The organism is Acinetobacter corruptisaponis (genome assembly GCF_030053775.1).
Taxonomy (GTDB): domain Bacteria; phylum Pseudomonadota; class Gammaproteobacteria; order Pseudomonadales; family Moraxellaceae; genus Acinetobacter; species Acinetobacter corruptisaponis.
On record NZ_CP125669.1, the window covers coordinates 573,002 to 591,242 of the forward strand.

18 protein-coding genes are annotated in these 18,241 nt (G+C 42.7%); 4 read left to right on the forward strand and 14 right to left on the reverse strand.

Annotated elements, in window-relative coordinates:
• Positions 1–97 precede the first annotated feature (97 nt).
• The 11 genes from QLH32_RS02855 to QLH32_RS02905 form a co-directional block, all read right to left on the reverse strand.
• On the reverse strand, positions 98–1,069 hold the full coding sequence (locus QLH32_RS02855) for a DNA polymerase III subunit delta' (protein WP_283269279.1): 972 nt from the start codon (positions 1,067–1,069) through the stop codon (positions 98–100).
• Positions 1,070–1,080: 11 nt separating this feature from the next.
• Positions 1,081–1,842, reverse strand: coding sequence for a 3-deoxy-manno-octulosonate cytidylyltransferase (kdsB, locus tag QLH32_RS02860; RefSeq protein WP_283267993.1), 762 nt, complete (start codon positions 1,840–1,842; stop codon positions 1,081–1,083).
• 9 nt (positions 1,843–1,851) lie between these two features.
• Complete coding sequence (lpxK, locus tag QLH32_RS02865; RefSeq protein ID WP_283269280.1) at positions 1,852–2,859, reverse strand: tetraacyldisaccharide 4'-kinase; 1,008 nt, start codon at positions 2,857–2,859, stop codon at positions 1,852–1,854.
• Between the two features lie 14 nt (positions 2,860–2,873).
• On the reverse strand, positions 2,874–4,601 hold the full coding sequence (msbA, locus tag QLH32_RS02870) for a lipid A export permease/ATP-binding protein MsbA (protein ID WP_279960447.1): 1,728 nt from the start codon (positions 4,599–4,601) through the stop codon (positions 2,874–2,876).
• Complete coding sequence (locus QLH32_RS02875) at positions 4,598–5,026, reverse strand: ExbD/TolR family protein (RefSeq protein ID WP_004679501.1); 429 nt, start codon at positions 5,024–5,026, stop codon at positions 4,598–4,600. Before QLH32_RS02875 ends, msbA begins: the two co-directional genes overlap by 4 nt.
• Before the next feature lie 25 nt (positions 5,027–5,051).
• Entirely contained in the window at positions 5,052–5,681 is a 630-nt protein-coding gene (locus tag QLH32_RS02880) for a MotA/TolQ/ExbB proton channel family protein (protein ID WP_283267994.1), read from the reverse strand.
• Positions 5,682–5,728: 47 nt separating this feature from the next.
• The gene (locus QLH32_RS02885; RefSeq protein ID WP_279960445.1) at positions 5,729–6,616 is read right to left on the reverse strand and encodes a ParB/RepB/Spo0J family partition protein; all 888 of its coding nucleotides are present in this window, start codon (positions 6,614–6,616) and stop codon (positions 5,729–5,731) included.
• The gene (locus QLH32_RS02890; protein WP_267979647.1) at positions 6,613–7,395 is read right to left on the reverse strand and encodes a ParA family protein; all 783 of its coding nucleotides are present in this window, start codon (positions 7,393–7,395) and stop codon (positions 6,613–6,615) included. The genes QLH32_RS02885 and QLH32_RS02890 overlap by 4 nt, the downstream gene beginning before the upstream one ends.
• A gap of 18 nt (positions 7,396–7,413) precedes the next feature.
• Positions 7,414–8,049 carry a 16S rRNA (guanine(527)-N(7))-methyltransferase RsmG gene (gene rsmG, locus QLH32_RS02895; protein WP_267979648.1) on the reverse strand — a complete coding sequence of 212 codons (636 nt, stop codon included), beginning with the start codon at positions 8,047–8,049 and terminating at the stop codon, positions 7,414–7,416.
• 177 nt (positions 8,050–8,226) lie between these two features.
• Positions 8,227–8,916 carry an N-acetylmuramate alpha-1-phosphate uridylyltransferase MurU gene (gene murU / locus QLH32_RS02900; protein ID WP_279960444.1) on the reverse strand — a complete coding sequence of 230 codons (690 nt, stop codon included), beginning with the start codon at positions 8,914–8,916 and terminating at the stop codon, positions 8,227–8,229.
• On the reverse strand, positions 8,916–9,929 hold the full coding sequence (locus tag QLH32_RS02905; protein WP_283267995.1) for an aminoglycoside phosphotransferase family protein: 1,014 nt from the start codon (positions 9,927–9,929) through the stop codon (positions 8,916–8,918). The genes murU and QLH32_RS02905 overlap by 1 nt, the downstream gene beginning before the upstream one ends.
• A gap of 118 nt (positions 9,930–10,047) precedes the next feature.
• On the opposite strand from QLH32_RS02905, the gene QLH32_RS02910 reads away from it, so the two are divergent.
• Together QLH32_RS02910 and QLH32_RS02915 are read left to right on the forward strand one after the other, a co-directional pair.
• Positions 10,048–12,522 (forward strand): LPS-assembly protein LptD, encoded by a 2,475-nt coding sequence (locus QLH32_RS02910; RefSeq protein ID WP_283267996.1) that lies wholly within the window; start codon positions 10,048–10,050, stop codon positions 12,520–12,522.
• The gene (locus QLH32_RS02915) at positions 12,522–13,835 is read left to right on the forward strand and encodes a peptidylprolyl isomerase (RefSeq protein WP_283267998.1); all 1,314 of its coding nucleotides are present in this window, start codon (positions 12,522–12,524) and stop codon (positions 13,833–13,835) included. Before QLH32_RS02910 ends, QLH32_RS02915 begins: the two co-directional genes overlap by 1 nt.
• Before the next feature lie 105 nt (positions 13,836–13,940).
• On the opposite strand, the gene fba is transcribed toward QLH32_RS02915, so the two are convergent.
• The 3 genes from fba to QLH32_RS02930 form a co-directional block, all read right to left on the reverse strand.
• A complete protein-coding gene (fba, locus tag QLH32_RS02920; protein WP_267979653.1) occupies positions 13,941–14,978 on the reverse strand; it encodes a class II fructose-bisphosphate aldolase in 1,038 nt (345 codons plus the stop codon).
• A gap of 189 nt (positions 14,979–15,167) precedes the next feature.
• Positions 15,168–16,319 (reverse strand): ATP-dependent RNA helicase RhlB, encoded by a 1,152-nt coding sequence (rhlB, locus tag QLH32_RS02925; protein ID WP_279960440.1) that lies wholly within the window; start codon positions 16,317–16,319, stop codon positions 15,168–15,170.
• Positions 16,320–16,428: 109 nt separating this feature from the next.
• Entirely contained in the window at positions 16,429–16,641 is a 213-nt protein-coding gene (locus QLH32_RS02930; RefSeq protein ID WP_004653893.1) for a cold-shock protein, read from the reverse strand.
• 357 nt (positions 16,642–16,998) lie between these two features.
• Here QLH32_RS02930 and QLH32_RS02935 point away from each other — a divergent pair, with 357 nt between their 5' ends.
• Together QLH32_RS02935 and rpoH are read left to right on the forward strand one after the other, a co-directional pair.
• The gene (locus tag QLH32_RS02935; RefSeq protein ID WP_283267999.1) at positions 16,999–17,238 is read left to right on the forward strand and encodes a sulfurtransferase TusA family protein; all 240 of its coding nucleotides are present in this window, start codon (positions 16,999–17,001) and stop codon (positions 17,236–17,238) included.
• Between the two features lie 131 nt (positions 17,239–17,369).
• Entirely contained in the window at positions 17,370–18,239 is an 870-nt protein-coding gene (gene rpoH, locus QLH32_RS02940) for an RNA polymerase sigma factor RpoH (protein WP_004679525.1), read from the forward strand.
• Positions 18,240–18,241: the final 2 nt, after the last annotated feature.

The following is an 18,241-nucleotide window of genomic DNA, read 5'->3' on the forward strand; positions in this document are numbered from 1 at the left end:
TTAAGCCTATGCCTTAGCTTTTCACAAATGCCTGTGATAAACGTCATTTTGATACAAGATTTTTTGACGGTACAAGATATGACAATAGCAACAAAACTTAAGCATTCATTAATTGTATAAACAGTTCATCAAGCACCAATTGCGTCTGAACATTCTGCTCCACCATCAATTTCTTCTGCTGTAGATCTGAATAAATTGAAAACAGGCATTCCAAGTCATAGCATTGAATAATTTCTTGAAAATTCAGATCGTCATTCTTGATTGACTGATTTAATTTTAAAGCAATGACATCAGCTAAAAGATATTCAAACATCATCAGAAATTCTGAAAAACTTAACTCTTTAGACCACTTGTTTGCATAGTGCAAAGGCATGTTCTTTTCAGATACCAGCTTCAGCCAATCGTTTAAAAATGTAGCCCGTTTCTCTAGCCACTGACTCTGTTGAATCTCGATTGCCTTTAGCGGCATATCATTGCCAAGATTCAACAACAGTGAAGTTTGCTCAGATGTTAAATCTGGAATTTGCTGTTGCACAAAAGTCTGTGATTCTTGAGGGGTTAGACGATCCAAGGCGAAATGCTGTAGCCGACTGCGGATGGTTGCGGGTAATTTTAAGTAATGATCAGCAACTAAAATCAGCACTACACGCTCACCTGGTTCCTCCAAAGTCTTGAGCAATGCATTGGAAGAGGCAATATTGAGTGCTTCTGCTGGCTCAATCATCACCACACGCCAGCCTTCGCCTGTCTGCTGCACGAAAGGCAATAAGTCACGGATTTTTTCAATCTTTATTTTTGCATTTTGCTTTTTATTGTCTTCGTCTGTGGTGATATGCACATAATTGGGATGGGTGTCAGATTTCAGCCATTGACAGCTTGAACACTCACCACATGCCGCCTCAGCCTGTTTATTCAGACAAAGTACCCATGCAACAAACCGTTCGGCAAACTCCTGCTTGGCACAGCCTTGTTTACCATAAAACAGCAAACCATGACCAAGCTCAGGAAAGCGCGTGGTGAGCAAAGACCATGTTTGCTCATGCCAGGGATAAATCATGGTTTGTTGCATATCACTCAAGACTATTCAAATAAACTAACAGGCATCGCATTTAAACGGTCTAAATCCGTTTGTGTATCTACCCCAGGAGGTAAATTCGCTTCTGCAACAGCAATGGCAATACGGTGGCCGTTTTCCAATACACGCAATTGCTCTAGGCTTTCCAGTTTTTCCAGATTTCCCTGTTGCCATGTAACATATTCCTGTAACAGTTTCACACGATAGGCATATAGACCTAAATGACGAAATGCCTGATCATGCAAGATAGGCTGTGACTGTTTTGCCCCATCACGATCATACGGAATGGTGGCACGACTAAAATACAATGCTTCATTGCGATTGCTCATCACCGCCTTGACAATGCTGTCACGTTGAAACTCATCTAACTGATGAATAGGCTCACATAAAGTAGACATTGAGCATTGTGGTTGCTCAACCAGAAGTTGTGTTACCTGCTGTACCAACTGTGCTGGAAGCAAAGGCTCATCACCCTGAACATTGACAATAATATCATCGGCAGACCAGCCTTTTAGACGGGCAACCTCACTTAAACGATCTGTACCCGATGGATGATCAGCACGGGTCAACACCACATCAACCCCCTCAGCTCGACACACTTCGGCAATACGTTCGTCATCCGTTGCGACACACAAATCATCAAAGCCCTGTACTTTTTTGGCTTGATCAACTACACGCAAAATCATTGGGCGACCATGAATAAGCAATAAAGGCTTGCCTGGTAAACGAGAACTGGCAAAACGCGCAGGAATAACGATGTGTTTCATAGTTGCCCTCTAAGAAAATTGAATCCCGACTTGCTGTAACTGTTGTCGCAGCAAGTCATAACAATCTGATGATAAAACTGCCTCAACAGGCACCACCCAAATAGGAATATTAAATTCAGGATGTTGCTTTAATAATGTCTTAAACTTAACCGCATCTTTTTCAGTAGTGATAATTAAATCATGATTATCAAATGTTAAATCAGCAATTTCATAATCATGATGATCTGGAAACTCATGTGCCTGATATTGGTTAACACCCAGCTTATTCAGTGTTTGATAAAAACGCTGCGGAAAACCGATGCCCACCACAGCATTAAAATACTGCTTGGCATCAAAAGTGTTTGTGCTTGAATTGGGATTGAGAAGATAGGGTTGCCCGATCTCTAAATGCATATTTCGCTGAGCTTGTGCAGTTTTGCTATGCTCAATCACGGTACCCTGTTTTAATCGCGATTTAGGTTCACGCAGATAACCTTCAGGTAATAACTTTTCATTGCCCAAACCACGGTTTTGATCCAGCACAATCCATTCAAGCTGACGTGCCAAAGCCCAATGCTGCAAACCATCATCACTAATAATCAGGTCAATTGCGGTAGATTTCAATAACAGCTCAATCGCTGCCTGACGGTTTGGGCCAACCGCCATCGGAGCATGGGTCGCCTGTACAATCAGACAGGGTTCATCACCCACCTGATCAGGTTCAGACATTGCAGTCACCAGAGCTGGAAAATTTCCTTTACCACCATAGCCACGACTGATCACCCCAACACGAATATTGTGTTGCTGGAGATACTTGACCAGTTGAATCAATAAAGGGGTTTTGCCACTTCCTCCAACCGTGATATTACCAATCACCATCACAGGCACAGGTGCGGTATATACTTTTTTAATTCCAGTTTTATACAAGCCCTGATTCAGGCAAAAACCAAAACGGTATAACCATGACAATGGACGCAACAACACTAACCATGTTGCCTGTTTATTCCAGGCATCCTGAATGGTTTGCGCCAAAGACATGCCCAGAAACATATTTAGTTTTCCTCAAAATTGCGTTGATGCAATTGGTAGTACATGCCATGTTTTGCCAGCAATTCGGTATGTGTGCCTTGTTCTATAATCTGCCCTTTGTCCATCACCACAATCACATCAGCATTTTCAATGGTCGATAAACGATGCGCAATCACAATGGTAGTACGACCTTGCATCGCCTCATCAAAGGCCTGTTGAATAAAATACTCAGATTCATTATCCAGCGCACTGGTGGCCTCATCCAGAATCAGGATTGGAGAGTCTTTTAAAATCGCTCTTGCAATGGCAATACGCTGACGTTGACCACCAGAAAGACTCAAGCCCTGTGCACCCAAAACCGTGTCATAGCCCTGTGGCAAGTTCATGATAAAGTCATGCGCATAAGCCGCTTTTGCCGCCGCAATCACCTGCTCGTCACTTGCATCCTGCAATTGACCATAGGCGATATTGTCACGGACTGAACGGTTAAACAGAATCACCTGTTGATTGACCATTGCAATCTGTGATCTCAGGCAAGACAATTCAATGTCCTGAACAGGCACACCATCAAAATTCAGTTGCCCACCGCTTAACTCCTGAAAGCGTGGCAGCATATTCACCAATGAGGTTTTACCCGCACCTGAACGTCCCACCAATGCAACTGTCTGTCCAGAATGTATCTTTAAAGAAAAATCTTTAATCGCATGTGTACCGTCTTCATAACGTAAATCTGCATGTTCAAACTGGATATTACCTTTAAGCACAGGTGTGAGTTGCCCCTTATTCTGTTCTTCAGGCAAATCCAGCAGTTCAAATACAGAGTGTGCTGCTGCCAAACCACGCTGTAATTTTTCATTAATATCCGTCAGGTTCTTCACAGGTTTTGAGATTAAACCTGCCGCCGCAATATAGGCAACAAACTCACCTGCGGAAGTGTCACCCAAAACTTGTGGACGTAGTGCAATCCATAAAATCACCGCCATCGCACAAGATAAAATCAACTGGATAATCGGGCTGTTAATATTTTGCACCACCACCATTTTTAAGCCACGGCGAAGGTTTTCTTCTGATGATTTATAAAAACGCTGTTGTTCAAATGCTTCACCTGTAAAGCTTTTAACAACACTATTGCCATTGATGGTTTCCTGTACCACATGGTTGACATCACCCATGGTATTTTGTACCTGAATCGACAGCTTACGCATTTTTTTCGAGGCAATACGCACCAGGATGCCAATCACTGGCATAAAGACGATAAAACATAGTGTTAAACGCCAATTGGTATACAGTAAATAGCTCAACAATCCAATAACAATCAAGCCGTCTTTGATCAGGGTTTGTAAAGACTCTGATGACGCGGCTGAAAGCTGTTCAACGTTATACATTAACTTGGCAGTAATATGGCCAGAGCTATGATCAAGATAATATTGTGCAGGGAGCCTTAATAATTTGGCGTAAACTTCCTGACGAATACCAAAGACTAGCTGGCGTGAAATAACGGCGGTAAAATATCCACCTAAAAATAATCCAACGCCACGAAAAAACATCAATAGCACAATTAAAACAGGAAACCAGTTCAGATTCTCTCGATCACCATTTTGAATGGCATCAATAATATATTTCATCAGCTTTGCGACAGAGACTTCTGTTGTGGCATTAATCGCAAAACCGATCAATATAAATAAGGCAATGCCCCAATAAGATTTTAAATATGAGATGAGGCGCAAATAAACCTTAAAATCCTGATTCACTCAGTAAAACCTCTAGTCGGAACTTTAGTGCTGATATTGACATTGACAAAGCCAAGCTGACCTGCCACATCCATCACACGAATCACGTCCTGATGGGTTGCCTTGGCATCAGCCGCAATAATAAACATGAGATCACGCCGATCCTGTGCAGCCTGCTTGATTGCGGTACTTAAATCAGCAATATCCTTGGTTGATAATGCCTGACCATTCACAGAATAATGTCCAGTCGAGTCTACCATGATTTCAATTTTCTGATCGAACTGTTTTGGTGGCACACCCTGCGCGTCTGGCAAGGTCAGATTGATACGGCTTTGCTGGCTGAATGTTGTGGACAATAGCAAGAACACCAAAATGAACAACATACAGTCAATCATGGGTGTCAGGTTGATATGAATATCTTCAACTTGAGAGCGTTTAAACTTCATGATAATCACCTACGCTTTGTTGAGCCTAACTTGCACGGCGATGTTCTTGTACATGCGGGACTTTTTTATAGAAAAGTGCCGCATGAAACAGTGTCGATTGTTGCTCCAGCTCAGCGATATATTCATGCACGACACGCTGAAAATAACGGTAGGCGATCATGGCAGGAATCGCAATCAACATCCCCACTGCGGTGGTAATCAGAGCTTTGGAAATCCCTGGCATCATCATGCTGGCATTGCCCGACGCACCAATATCAATCACCAAGAATGATTCAATGATCCCAATGACCGTTCCAAGCAAACCCAGCAATGGCGCAATGGCACTTAAGGTACCCAGAAAATTGATATTTTTTTCCAGATGGCTGATTTCCCGTGAAGCGGTTGCCTCCATCTGCGCACGCGCAAACTGCTCGCCCTGCTCGCGATGTTCATATCCCGCCTTGAGAATACGTCCCAAAGGGCTTTTTGCGGCAGCATCCTGCTCCAAATGTGAAATGACAGATTCAGCATCTGAACCATTGACCAGCAAGGCCTGTGGTAATACCTGTGACCGTTTTAACCGAATATAACGCTCAATTGAAATTGCAACCGTAAAAATTGATGAGAGAATCAGCGGCAGCATTAACCAGCCACCTGCCTTGACAAGTTCCCACATATTATTCCCCAATAATATTTAAAATATAACAGGAGGTATTCTAAATTTTAGTTCGGTAAACAGATATTTAGAATGCCATCCAGCTCATCCAATGAGTGATAGTGAATGACCATTTTTCCTTTACCCTGTTGGTTATGGTCAATTTTTACATTCGCTCCAAAACGTTCTGAGAGTTTCTGGGTCAACTGCTCAATATCTGGAGAAACCTGAGCCTTTTCCTTTTCAGCTTTTGGTTCATTCCACTCACGTACCAGTTGTTCAGTCTGACGCACTGACAGGGCTTTTTCAATCACGATTTGCGCCACATCAATCTGGTCTTTGGCTTTCAGGGTGAGAATGGCACGGGCATGTCCCATATCAATCTGCCCCTGTTGCATCAGGTCCTTAATTGGATCAGCCAGACTGAGTAAGCGTAATAAATTACTGACTGTGGTACGGGCTTTACCCACAGTATCCGCAATTTCCTGATGGCTCAGACCAAACTCATCATGGAAACGTTGTAAGGCCAATGCCTGATCAATCGGATTCAGATCCTGACGCTGAATATTTTCAATCAGTGCCAATGCAATCGCGACCTGATCATTCAGTTCGCGCACAATGGCAGGAATTTCAGTTAAACCCGCTAACTGCGCTGCGCGCCAGCGACGTTCTCCCGCAATAATTTCGTAGGGGTGCTGTTCATCGTCAACAGGACGAATCACGATTGGCTGCATCACCCCATGTTTTTCGATGGATGACGCGAGTTCCTGTAAATCCTGTTCCTGAATAAAACGGCGTGGCTGGTATTCACCACGTTTTAACAAGTTGACATCAATCTGCTTGAGTTGACCATGATCCAGGGCTTGTGCTTCGAGTTGCAGTTTTTCTTTTTGAATTGAACCCAATAGCGCATCTAAACCACGACCTTTAGCCAATCCGCGTTTTTTGATGCTCATACAGCACTTCCTTTTTTCACTTTACTTTTCTTCAACATTTCTGCGGCAAGGTTTAAATAGGCCACCGCACCTTTAGAACTTTTCTCAAAATAGATCACTGGTAAACCATGTGCTGGTGCTTCTGCCAAACGAATATTTCGAGGAATCACCGTATCATACAATTTTTTACCAAAATACTGCTCCAACTCTGCCGACACATCACGGGTCAGGGCATTACGGGCATCATACATGGTACGCAACACCCCAATGATTTCCAAGTTTGGATTGAGGGCTTTTTGTATACGGTCAATGGTCTGGGTCAAGTCAGCCAGACCTTCCAAAGCATAATATTCACACTGCATTGGGATAATCACACCATCAACCGCTGCCAAGGCATTCACAGTGATGAGGCTCAAACTTGGGGCACAATCCACAATGATATAGTCAAATGAGGAAGCGACTTCCTGCAAGGCATTTTTCAGAATAAATTCACGCCCATCCTGCTCCGCAATGGCAAGCTCCACCCCTGCAAGCTCACGGTTTGCACCCAAGACCTTATAACCCACCTCAGCCTTTTGAATGGCTGTTTCAATTGGCACTTCGCCCAACAGCACATCGGTCACTGAATAAAGCAAATCATTCTTTTGAACACCTGAGCCCATAGTGGCATTACCCTGTGAATCCATATCGACCAGCAGGACACGTTTCTTCAAAATTGCCAAAGATGCGGCAAGATTCACTGCGGTCGTGGTTTTCCCGACACCACCTTTCTGGTTTGCAATTGCAATAATTTGAGCCATGACTACCCTTAATATTTTTTATTGAATACGTTGAAGTAACAGTAAATGACGTTGTTCATCTAATCGTGGTACACGAAGTTCAATCACCCTGCATGAATATTGATCTTTGATTTGCTCAACTTCGTCGGTTGGAATTAAGCCTTTCATTGCGGCAATAATACTTTGCTCATGCATATAAGGCTGTGCAGCATCGACAAAGTCAGTCAGGGAAGCAAAGGCCCGACTTGTAATGACATCGAAATGACCAAGCTCATTAATGCTGTCTTCATTTTCTACACGTGTTTGCACTGCAATTACATTTTTAAGCTTTAGATCGGCAATAAACTGCTTTAAAAAGCGAATCTTTTTCCCATTGGAATCCAGAAGCACGCAAGAACGCTCTGGTTGGCATAATGCAATGATCATGCCTGGCATACCACCACCCGTTCCCACATCCAGCAAACGTCCCTGAGGCAAATCATTCAGGATACTCAGGCTATCCAGTAAATGTTTCACCAGCATTTCTTTAGGATCACGAATGGCGGTCAGATTATAGGCCTTATTCCATAGCACCAAAGCATCTTGATATTTCAATAAGAGTGTTAAGGCCTCATCACTCAGGTTTAAACCTAAAGCTTGGCTACCTTGCTTTAATTCTTGAAAAAAAGGATGCATAGCGGTGTAACATCTCGATAAATATGCTGTGCAGTATACCGATTTCTGATACAAGACACAGTAGGACTTGTTGAACGATTATGCAGTTAAACAGCGGCAAACATGATAAACTGCACAATCCTATAGGTTTTTGTCTTTTTCCATACAAATCAAATAAAGACAGTGCTTTACTACCTTTTAAGAAAAAACACCCTGTTTGATGTGTTGATCCAACTGCTGCAAGCGCTCAGGCGTACCCACATCCACCCAAACTGCCTGCATCTTTTCAGCCGAAACCTGCTGTTGCTGCATTGCCTGTTTTAACAAGGGTGCCAAAGGTCGCTTACCATTTTCCAGACCGGCAAACATCCGCGGATGAAGCACGGCAATACCGCTATAAGTTAATGCCTCACCCAACTGTTCCTGCTCAAAGGTATAAGCCAGTCCATTAGAAAGGATAAAATCACCCTTTAAATGTTGTGGGGGATTTTCTACCAAGACCAAATGTGCCTGCTGCTCACCTAACTGAACATCTAATAATGAAGCAAAATCCATGGTGGTCCAGACATCCCCATTCACCAGAATAAATGGCTCATCACCCAACAATGGCAAGGCATTGATGATTCCACCTGCGGTTTCAAGACCTTCACCCTCATGTGACCATAGGATTTTGACACCGAATTGAGAACCATCACCCAGGGCATTCGCCAGTTTTTCGCCTAGCCATGCAGTATTGATGACGATTTCAGTCACACCAACTTTCTGGAGCTTTTCAATGTGCCAGACAATCAATGGTTTGCCACCAACTTCCAGTAAAGGTTTTGGGGTATGTAAAGTCAATGGACGCATACGATTGCCCAGACCCGCAGCAAGAATCATGGCTTTCATTATGCTGCAACCTCATAATCGCCATATTTGGCAATAAATTTTGGCATCACTACATCACGAATAAACTGCATAAAGTCATTCAATTCATCATAGCCCTGACTTTCTTCAAGCAAATACCACATTACACGCGGTAAATCTTTTAAATAACCCGATTTACCATCACGCTCAAACAATCGCACGAAGATACCCAAAATCTTAAGGTGACGTTGAATCGCCATTAAATCAGCATCACGCTTGAACTGTTCAAAATTACGGTTTTCTTTTGCAGTTTGAGGCAACAGGTCATAGAACACTTTAAACCAACCATAGACACGGTCAGCGTTCCATTGCACATAGGCATCACGGGTAATCGAGATCAGGTCGTAGGTATCTGCACCAATCACTGCATCCTGAAAATCAATCACGCCAAGCTCTTGCTCATTGTCAATTTTCATGAGGTTACGGCTATGAAAATCACGATGTACAATCACTTGTGGCTGCTGAGTTGCTTCAATCGCAAGAAAGTCGAATGCCTGTTCGATTGTTTCCAACTGCTGCTCTGTCGGCTGAATGTTCAAGGATGGCAACATCCATTCAGTCAATAGATGCATTTCGGCCATCAGCTTGTCATAGGAATAGGCAGGTAAATGATCTTTTCCATCAACCTGCTGTAACTCGATTAACTGTTTAAAGCTTTGTGCATAGTACTGGTCGACTGTCTGGTCATTCAACAAAGTGGATAACACCACATCACCAAAATCCTCAAGCAGCAACAAGCCCTGTGTCAAATTTTTGGCAATGATATGAGGAACACGAATCCCATGCCCATCAAAGAACTCATCAATATTCACAAATGGAACACAGTCTTCTTTTTCAGGTGGCGCATCCATGAGCATATAGGTTTTGTTTTGTAACTTGATTCGCGCATAACGGCGAAAGCTTGCATCTCCTGCCAAAAAACTGATCTCAAATTGATCGGACTGAAGAACGGCTTGAAGCCAAGTTTGTATCAATTGTTCACGTTGTGTATTCATTTGCAATAAAATCTAAAACTAGCTGAGATTTTGAAAGCTTAAGTGTAGCCACTTATCAACTTTTTCTCTATGATGCGACAATAATTAATTGTGAATTAGCGTACTGGTTAATGAGACAATGAAACATCAGTTTAAATTTAATCCTTTAGCAACAGCTATTTTGACACTTTTGTGTGGCGGCTCGATTCAGTCAGGTTTCGCAGCTTCAGCTGATGCCGTCTCTACGCTTGACAATAAACAGCTTAAAGCCCTCGCCCAACAAAATCAGGCTCAGCCAGAGCAAGAAAGCTATAAGGGTGAAAAGTTTTTCCAACAATATTATGTGGACAAATCAGCAGCAGAAGCCCAGTTACGCGACAATCGCTATTTAAGCTCTTCTTTTTGTCAGGGCACATGGATTACCCCAATTAATCCACAAACCAAGCCATCCGATGCCAATAACACCACTTCAGTAATCACCGCAGACTATGGTCATTACAACCCTGAGGGAGATTCTTTCCTGCAAGGCAATGTTGTCATTGATCAGGAAGGGCGCAGTATTCGCGCAGATCAGGTGACCATTGATTCAACCCAAACCCATGCAAAAGCGCAAGGACAAGTACAGCTTGCACAATCAGGTCTGCTCACGCAAAGTGATGAGATTGACTACAACCTAAAAACACAGACAGGTGATTTAAACAATAGTTTCTACATCTCTGAACAGCAGCATGCGCATGGTTATGCAAGTCAAATCCAACGCGAAAATGAAAACCTGGTTGTCTTGAAAGATGCAAGCTATACCGCCTGCCCACCTGGACAAAAACCAGCCTGGAAAATTCAGGCAAAGCAAATTGAACTGAATCAGGATACAGGTCGTGGTGTAACACGTGGCACCAAGCTTTATGTCAAAGATGTCCCTGTACTTGCCATACCCTATTTCAATTTCCCGATTGATGACCGCCGTACTACAGGTATTTTAACCCCTACTTTCGGTTATACCAATGATGGTGGTGCACAGCTTGGCGTGCCTGTTTATCTTAACCTGGCACCAAACTACGACTTAACGCTTACTCCAAGCTTTATGAGTAGACGCGGTGGCAAACTGGATGGCGCATTCCGCTATATGACCGAGAATTTTGGTTCAGGTCGAATCTGGGGCGGATATTTACCAAACGACAATCAATATGACAATAAAGACCGTGATGACCTGCATTTCATCCATTACTGGAAAATGAATAATCAATGGTCGACCAATTTAGAATATAACTATGCATCAGATAAGGATTATTTCGCAGACTTTGAAAATAATCCAAATAGCAAAACCGATGTGAATCTACGTCGTGCCTGGGAACTGAATTATCAAAATGGTATTCCTGGTCTTAAAGCTCAGTTGAAAGTCGAAGATTTCCAGACACTGGATAAAACCATCAAAGATGCAGACAAGCCTTATGCCCGACTGCCACAATTTTTATTAAATTACGTTACAGGCGATCCACAGGGATTACAGTATGAATTTAATAATGACACTGCATATTTCAAAAAGTCGATTGATGATGATTCAGCATTAGAGTCAAGCGGTACGCGTATCTACAACCAGTTTGCCGTTCGCTACAATTACATCACGCCATCTTGGTTCTATGCGATCCCAGAAGTTTCTGTGCGCAGCATCAATACATTCTATGATCAGGACTCAAAAGAAAGCCTTGGTCTTTCCAAATCTGATGATCTGGAAAAATCCGTTGTTGTACCGCAGTTTACGTTGGCAACAGGTGTCACTTTCGAAAAAGAGGGTAAATACCTGCAAAGTATTTCACCACGTGCTTTTTATGCCTACTCACCTTATAAAAAGCAGGATGATTATCCAAACTTTGACTCAACCACAGCCTCGATCAACTACGACCAGCTTTTTAACCCCTACCGTTTCTATGGCCATGACCGTCTGGATGACAACAACTTTTTGTCACTGGGTGTAACCTATAGCCTATTGGATACAGAAGGTCTGGAGCGTATCCGCGCCAGTGTTGGTCAAAGCTATTATTTTAGTGATCGACGTGTCAGCCTAAACCAACAGCCTGACGAGTTTGATACCCAGCGTCAGACAGGTCCAATTGTCAGTGTATCCAGTCAGCTCAACCAGAATTTCACCATTAATGCCAATTCAGCATGGATGTCGAATGGTGACAATGTCCAGCGAGATGTGCAAGCCTACTATACAGGCGATCAGGGCAACCTATATAACTTAGGCTATTTCTACCGTAAAAATATTCCTGACCGTCAGAATTATTACGATCAGGTTGTTGCATCCTTTATACAACCTGTAAAGGATAATTGGCGTATTATGGGCCATGCTCAATATGACCTGGACAATAACTTAATGCGTGAGTACCTGCTTGGCATCAATTATGAGTCTTGCTGTTGGGCTGTTTCAGTCTATGGTCGTTCCTACTATAACGATCTGGATGATCCAAACTCTCCAGATGTTCGCAAAAAACGTGCGGTTATGGCTGAGTTTACCCTGAAAGGTCTAGGTGCCTTAAACAACAAGCTTGCCTCTCTTCTGGAAAATAGAGTTTTAGGTTTCAACAAAATTAATCAATCTTGGACACAACGTTAATGAAGATACAACACTTTCAACATATCTTTAGAGCCACTGTTCTCGCTGCCCTAGTTTCTTCATCAATGCAAAGCTTTGCCCAACCTACGGATGAGGTTGTCGCAATTGTGGACGATAGTGTTATTCTTAAAAGTGACTTAGAGCAAGGAATTGCGGAAACGGAACACCAGTTAAAAGCACAAAATAAAACGGTTCCACCTCAACAGTATTTACAAATGCAGGTACTTGACCAATTGATCGTTCGTCAAGCCCAGTTAGAGCAAGTCAAACGCTATGGCATTAAACCAGACGAGAAAAGCCTGAATGCAGCAGTGTTAAAAGTTGCGAATCAATCAGGTGCCAGCACATTAGAGGCTTTCCAACAGAAACTGGATGCCATTGCGCCTGGTACTTATGAAAATCTACGCAACCGAATTGCTGAAGATTTGGCAATTGGTCGCCTGCGTCAACAACAGGTGATGTCGCGTATTAAAATCAGCGACCATGATGTTGAGAATTTCCTAAACTCACCTGAAGGTCAGGCTGCCTTAGGGATTCAGGCACACGTCATTCATATGCGTATTTCGGGTGAAAATACCGATGAAGTCCAAAAAATAGCTCAAGAAGTTAAACAAGCCTTGGCTACAAGCGATGATCCTAAAGCGATTAGCTCAAAACTGTCCACTTCAACCGTTAAGGTTGATGGTGCAGATATGGGTTTCCGCCCACTGTCTGATATTCCAACCGAACTTTCAGCGCGTATCACTCCATTAAAAGTAGGTCAAACCACTGAACTGATCAATGTTCGTGATGGTGTCCACGTACTTAAATTACTTGAACGCAAACAGAATGATCAAAAAGCCTTGGTTTCTCAATACCAGACCCGCCACATTCTGATTCAACCATCAGAAGTTGTAACGTTAGACCGTGCCAAGCAAATGATTGACAGTCTTTACAAGCGTGTAAAAGCAGGAGAAGATTTTGCAACATTGGCCGCAACCTATTCAAATGATACAGGTTCTGCCCGTGATGGTGGTAGTCTCGGTTGGGTGAGCCCTGGTATGATGGTTCCAGAGTTTGAACAGGTTATGAAAGACACACCAGTTGGTCAAGTCAGCAAACCATTCCAGACCCAGTTTGGCTGGCATATCCTACAGGTTACAGATACTCGCCAGCAGGACATGACCAAGGAAGTTCAGGAACGTATGGCTCGCCAGATTTTAGGTGAACGTCAGTTTGATACCGAAGTGGATAGCTGGACACGTGAACTTCGTGCCAATGCCTATGTTGAAATTAAAGATGCCAACTTAGACACCAAAGCTCCACAAAAATAATCCAGCTACTTTAATGCAAATGCCAGCCTGTATAAGAGCTGGCACTTTATTTACTCAATAAAGAAAAAACAGCAGCAAACGCCGCTGTTTTTTAGCTACAAATTATTATTTGTAACGATCAACCATTTTCTCTAAAGAAATTGGACGAATCTTGTCAGCATTGCCTGCAGTACCAAACGCTTCATAACGATCGATACAGATTTGCTTCATTGCTTCAACTGTCTCGCCAAAGAATTTACGTGGATCAAATTCGCTTGGTTTTTCAGCCATCATACGACGCATTGCCCCCGTTGAAGCCAAGCGCAAGTCAGTATCAATATTGATTTTACGAACACCGTGCTTGATTGCTTCCACAAGCTGCTCTACAGGCACACCGTAAGTTTCCTTAATATCACCACCGTATTGGTTAATCACAGCCAACCATTCCTGTGGTACAGAGCTTGAACCATGCATCACAAGATGCGTGTTTGGCAGTGCAGCATGAATTTCTTTAATACGGTCAATTGCCAGAATATCGCCTGTAGGTGGGCGCGTAAACTTGTATGCACCATGTGAAGTGCCAACAGCAATTGCCAAGGCATCAACATTGGTATCTGCCACAAACGAGGTTGCCTCTTCAACAGAAGTCAGCAATTGAGAATGGTCAAGTACACCTTCCGCACCAACACCATCTTCTTCACCAGCCATACCTGTTTCAAGACTACCCAGACAGCCAATCTCACCTTCAACTGAAACACCACATGCATGCGCCATCGCAACCACGCGACGCGTTACATCAACGTTGTAATCGTATGAGGTTGGTGTCTTACCATCCGCACCCAATGAACCATCCATCATGACTGAGCTGAAACCCAACTGGATAGAACGCTGACAAACATCAGGGCTTGTACCATGATCCTGATGCATTACCACAGGAATATGCGGCCATTCTTCAATCGCTGCCAAAATAAGGTGGCGGAGGAACGGTGCACCTGCGTATTTACGCGCACCAGCCGAAGCCTGCACGATTACAGGTGAGTTTGTTGCATCCGCAGCGAGCATGATTGCACGCATTTGTTCTAAGTTGTTTACGTTAAATGCTGGTACGCCGTAGTTATGTTCCGCAGCGTGATCCAAGAGCTGGCGCATTGAGATGAGTGCCATAATATCCTCCCAGGTAATGCGCCATATTCTACATGCTGATTTATTTCAATTCAGCAACTAATCACAGGAAATCAAAAAAAATCCCTGCTCTTTTGTGTAATCTGGTGAACGAATTGTATTTTCCCATAAAAAAAGACCAAATTTATGAATAATTTGGTCTTTTCCGTATTTATGCTGGGTTTATTAAAATTAACAATATCCATCCAGACGAGTTAAAGGCAATTTTTTACCAATTGCCTTTTCAATCTCTGGTAAATAAAAAGCATCGTCTTCAGACAGGAAGCTAATACTTACGCCCTGCGCTCCTGCACGTCCTGTACGCCCAATACGGTGTACATAATCATCAGATTGCTCTGGCAAGGTAAAATTAATCACATGCGATACACCATCGACATGAATACCACGACCTGCCACATCGGTGGCAATCATAATGTTATGCTTGCCCTGCTTGAATTGGTCCAGCATCTTTAAACGCTTGTCCTGGGCAATTTCACCCGACAACATCCCAACCTTATAACCATCACGCTTGAGATGGTCATATAAACGGCGGACCTGATCCCGACGGTTCGCAAAGATCATGACCTTATCAATAGGCTCATCACGCAAAATGTCTTGCAGAAGCTTATACTTGTCTTTTTTCTCAACCACATAAACACGTTGCTCAACATCGACATTGGTTTTCTGCTCAGGCTCAATCTCAACCGTAACAGGTTCATACAACCATTGGCGTGCAAGATTGAGAACATCGTAGCTAAACGTTGCCGAGAACATCAATGTTTGACGCTGCTCCTTAAATGGCGAATAACGCACAATACGTTTTACTGAAGGAATAAAGCCCATATCCAGCAGGCGGTCTGCTTCGTCAATCACTAAAAATTCGATTCGGTCCAGCCAGACTTCTTTTTGCTCAACAAAGTCAATCAAGCGCCCTGGTGTCGCAACAATAATATCAACAAAATTCTTGTCCAGCATTTTCTTTTGCTTATCAAAATCAACACCACCCAACAAAGTGACCAGATGTAAATTTGAGAATTTTGTTAAAGCCTGAGCATCACTTTCAATCTGTAAAGCCAACTCACGTGTCGGTGCCAGAATTAAGGCACGGGGTTCGCCACGAAAACGCTGGTCCTGAATGGGATTATTGAGTAGATCATTGATCACGCTAATCAAAAAGGCCGCTGTTTTGCCTGTACCCGTTTGCGCTCGACCAATGGCATCATGCCCTGCCAACGTATATTTTAAAACCTTTTGCTGAATTGGGGTCATTTGTGTAAAACCCAAAGCATCAATCGCTTTTTTTAACTGCGGATGTAAATTTAAGGTTTCAAAACCAGATGTCATATATGCACTCGAACCATCAATGAGCAAAAGAAAGTCGCTATTATAAACCATAAAAAATAAAAACGCCCCAATAAGATTGGAGCGTTTTTTATTGCGTTAGAGCAACAAATTAGTCTAAAGGCTGAACGTTTTCAGCTTGGAAACCTTTTTGTCCTTGAACTACGCTGAATTCTACGCGTTGGCCGTCACGTAAAGAACGGTGGCCATCTCCCATAATTGCGCGGAAATGAACAAATACGTCATCACCACCATTACGCTGAATAAAACCAAAGCCTTTAGTGTCGTTAAACCACTTTACTACGCCTTGTTCACGAGCTGTCATAAGTCAATCCTCAGATATTGAAAGATAAGGACCTTCCGGTGTTGCAAACAGCAGAGCCAACAAGGTTTTAAAATTTTTTATAATTTTAAAGCTTGTAATCATTCTGTAAAACTATCAACAATTTCCGGTTACATCCATTTGTTATAGAGTTTAATATAATAAAATTTAATTAAACACTTTCTAAAACGCATCGAGCTTAACATGGGTTTATGATAATTAATAGATTTATTTTAAGTTATTTCTAATGTTTCTATCTGTTTTCTTCAATCATTTAGCTGTTTTTTTAATGAGATTTCCCCCTCTAAAACCACACGAAAATTTGCTAAGATAATGACGTATTCAGCGGTTTAAACGATTATGACTCTTATTTCCAGTTCACCTGAGATTATTGATGCCCTAGGGCAGCCCTGCCCAATGCCACTGTTGATGCTGAAACGTGCCTTAAAAAAGGCACCCGCAAAACAGCAATTTTTACTCAAGTCATCCGATCCACATAGTGAAATTGATGTAACACGATATTGCCAAATCCAGCAACTTCAATGCCAGCCTCAAAAAATTTCAGATAATGAGGTTCACTATTTAATTGAATCTATGTAATTCTTTGCTAAACTCTGACTAAAGATAAATGCATTAAATTTACATTTCTATACTCAAATTTCCTTAGTGATGAAGCGTATTCGCATTAAGATGAAATTGTTGACTTAAATATAATCCTATAAGGAGACTCCATGACTACTGACAGCAGCAATCAATTGATGCCCCTGTCATTGTCTGCGCCAGGTGTAAACCTTGGTGCATATATCAGCACTGTCAATCAAATTCCAATTTTAACGGCTGAGCAAGAGAAAGAACTTGCCGAACGTTACTATTATGACCAAGACCTCGACGCAGCCAAATTATTGGTGATGTCGCACCTACGCTTTGTGGTACATATTGCACGTAGCTATGCAGGTTATGGTCTTCCGCAAGGTGACCTGATTCAGGAAGGCAACCTTGGACTAATGAAAGCGGTTAAACGCTTCGATCCAAACATGGGTGTTCGTCTGGTTTCTTTTGCTGTGCACTGGATTAAAGCTGAAATCCATGAATATGTGATTCGTAACTGGCGTATTGTTAAAATTGCCACCACCAAGGCACAGCGTAAATTATTCTTTAACTTACGCAGCCTAAAAAAATCAAGCAAGAAACTGACCTTAGAAGAAGCACGCTCAATTGCCAATGATTTAAACGTAACACCTGAGCAAGTGCTTGAAATGGAAGGTCGTTTAACCGCTTATGATGCTGCGTTTGAAGCACAGGGCGATGATGATGACGATACTCCACATACCGCCCCTGCACTGTATTTGGAAGACAATCGTTACGATCCTGCGCGCTTGATTGAAGAGGAAGATTACGAGGAACAAAGCACCACTGCCTTACATGAGGCCATGGATCAGCTTGATGACCGTTCACGTAACATTCTACAACGCCGCTGGCTGGATGATGATAAATCGACCTTGCATGAACTTGCTGCTGAATATAACGTTTCTGCGGAACGTATTCGCCAGCTTGAAAAGAATGCAATGGAAAAAATCAAAACCGCCATGTCTGCGAGTTAAGA

Coding starts and splice junctions, on each gene's coding strand:
- QLH32_RS02910 (WP_283267996.1), top strand. CDS start 10,048: ATGAAACATCAGTTTAAATTTAATCCTTTAGCAACAGCTATTTTGACA.
- QLH32_RS02930 (WP_004653893.1), bottom strand. CDS start 16,641: ATGACAGCTCGTGAACAAGGCGTAGTAAAGTGGTTTAACGACACTAAA.
- lpxK (WP_283269280.1), bottom strand. CDS start 2,859: ATGTCTTTGGCGCAAACCATTCAGGATGCCTGGAATAAACAGGCAACA.
- QLH32_RS02915 (WP_283267998.1), top strand. CDS start 12,522: ATGAAGATACAACACTTTCAACATATCTTTAGAGCCACTGTTCTCGCT.
- murU (WP_279960444.1), bottom strand. CDS start 8,916: ATGAAAGCCATGATTCTTGCTGCGGGTCTGGGCAATCGTATGCGTCCA.
- rsmG (WP_267979648.1), bottom strand. CDS start 8,049: ATGCATCCTTTTTTTCAAGAATTAAAGCAAGGTAGCCAAGCTTTAGGT.
- QLH32_RS02905 (WP_283267995.1), bottom strand. CDS start 9,929: ATGAATACACAACGTGAACAATTGATACAAACTTGGCTTCAAGCCGTT.
- QLH32_RS02885 (WP_279960445.1), bottom strand. CDS start 6,616: ATGAGCATCAAAAAACGCGGATTGGCTAAAGGTCGTGGTTTAGATGCG.
- fba (WP_267979653.1), bottom strand. CDS start 14,978: ATGGCACTCATCTCAATGCGCCAGCTCTTGGATCACGCTGCGGAACAT.
- QLH32_RS02880 (WP_283267994.1), bottom strand. CDS start 5,681: ATGTGGGAACTTGTCAAGGCAGGTGGCTGGTTAATGCTGCCGCTGATT.
- QLH32_RS02935 (WP_283267999.1), top strand. CDS start 16,999: ATGACTCTTATTTCCAGTTCACCTGAGATTATTGATGCCCTAGGGCAG.
- QLH32_RS02890 (WP_267979647.1), bottom strand. CDS start 7,395: ATGGCTCAAATTATTGCAATTGCAAACCAGAAAGGTGGTGTCGGGAAA.
- rhlB (WP_279960440.1), bottom strand. CDS start 16,319: ATGACATCTGGTTTTGAAACCTTAAATTTACATCCGCAGTTAAAAAAA.
- rpoH (WP_004679525.1), top strand. CDS start 17,370: ATGACTACTGACAGCAGCAATCAATTGATGCCCCTGTCATTGTCTGCG.
- QLH32_RS02875 (WP_004679501.1), bottom strand. CDS start 5,026: ATGAAGTTTAAACGCTCTCAAGTTGAAGATATTCATATCAACCTGACA.
- QLH32_RS02855 (WP_283269279.1), bottom strand. CDS start 1,069: ATGCAACAAACCATGATTTATCCCTGGCATGAGCAAACATGGTCTTTG.
- kdsB (WP_283267993.1), bottom strand. CDS start 1,842: ATGAAACACATCGTTATTCCTGCGCGTTTTGCCAGTTCTCGTTTACCA.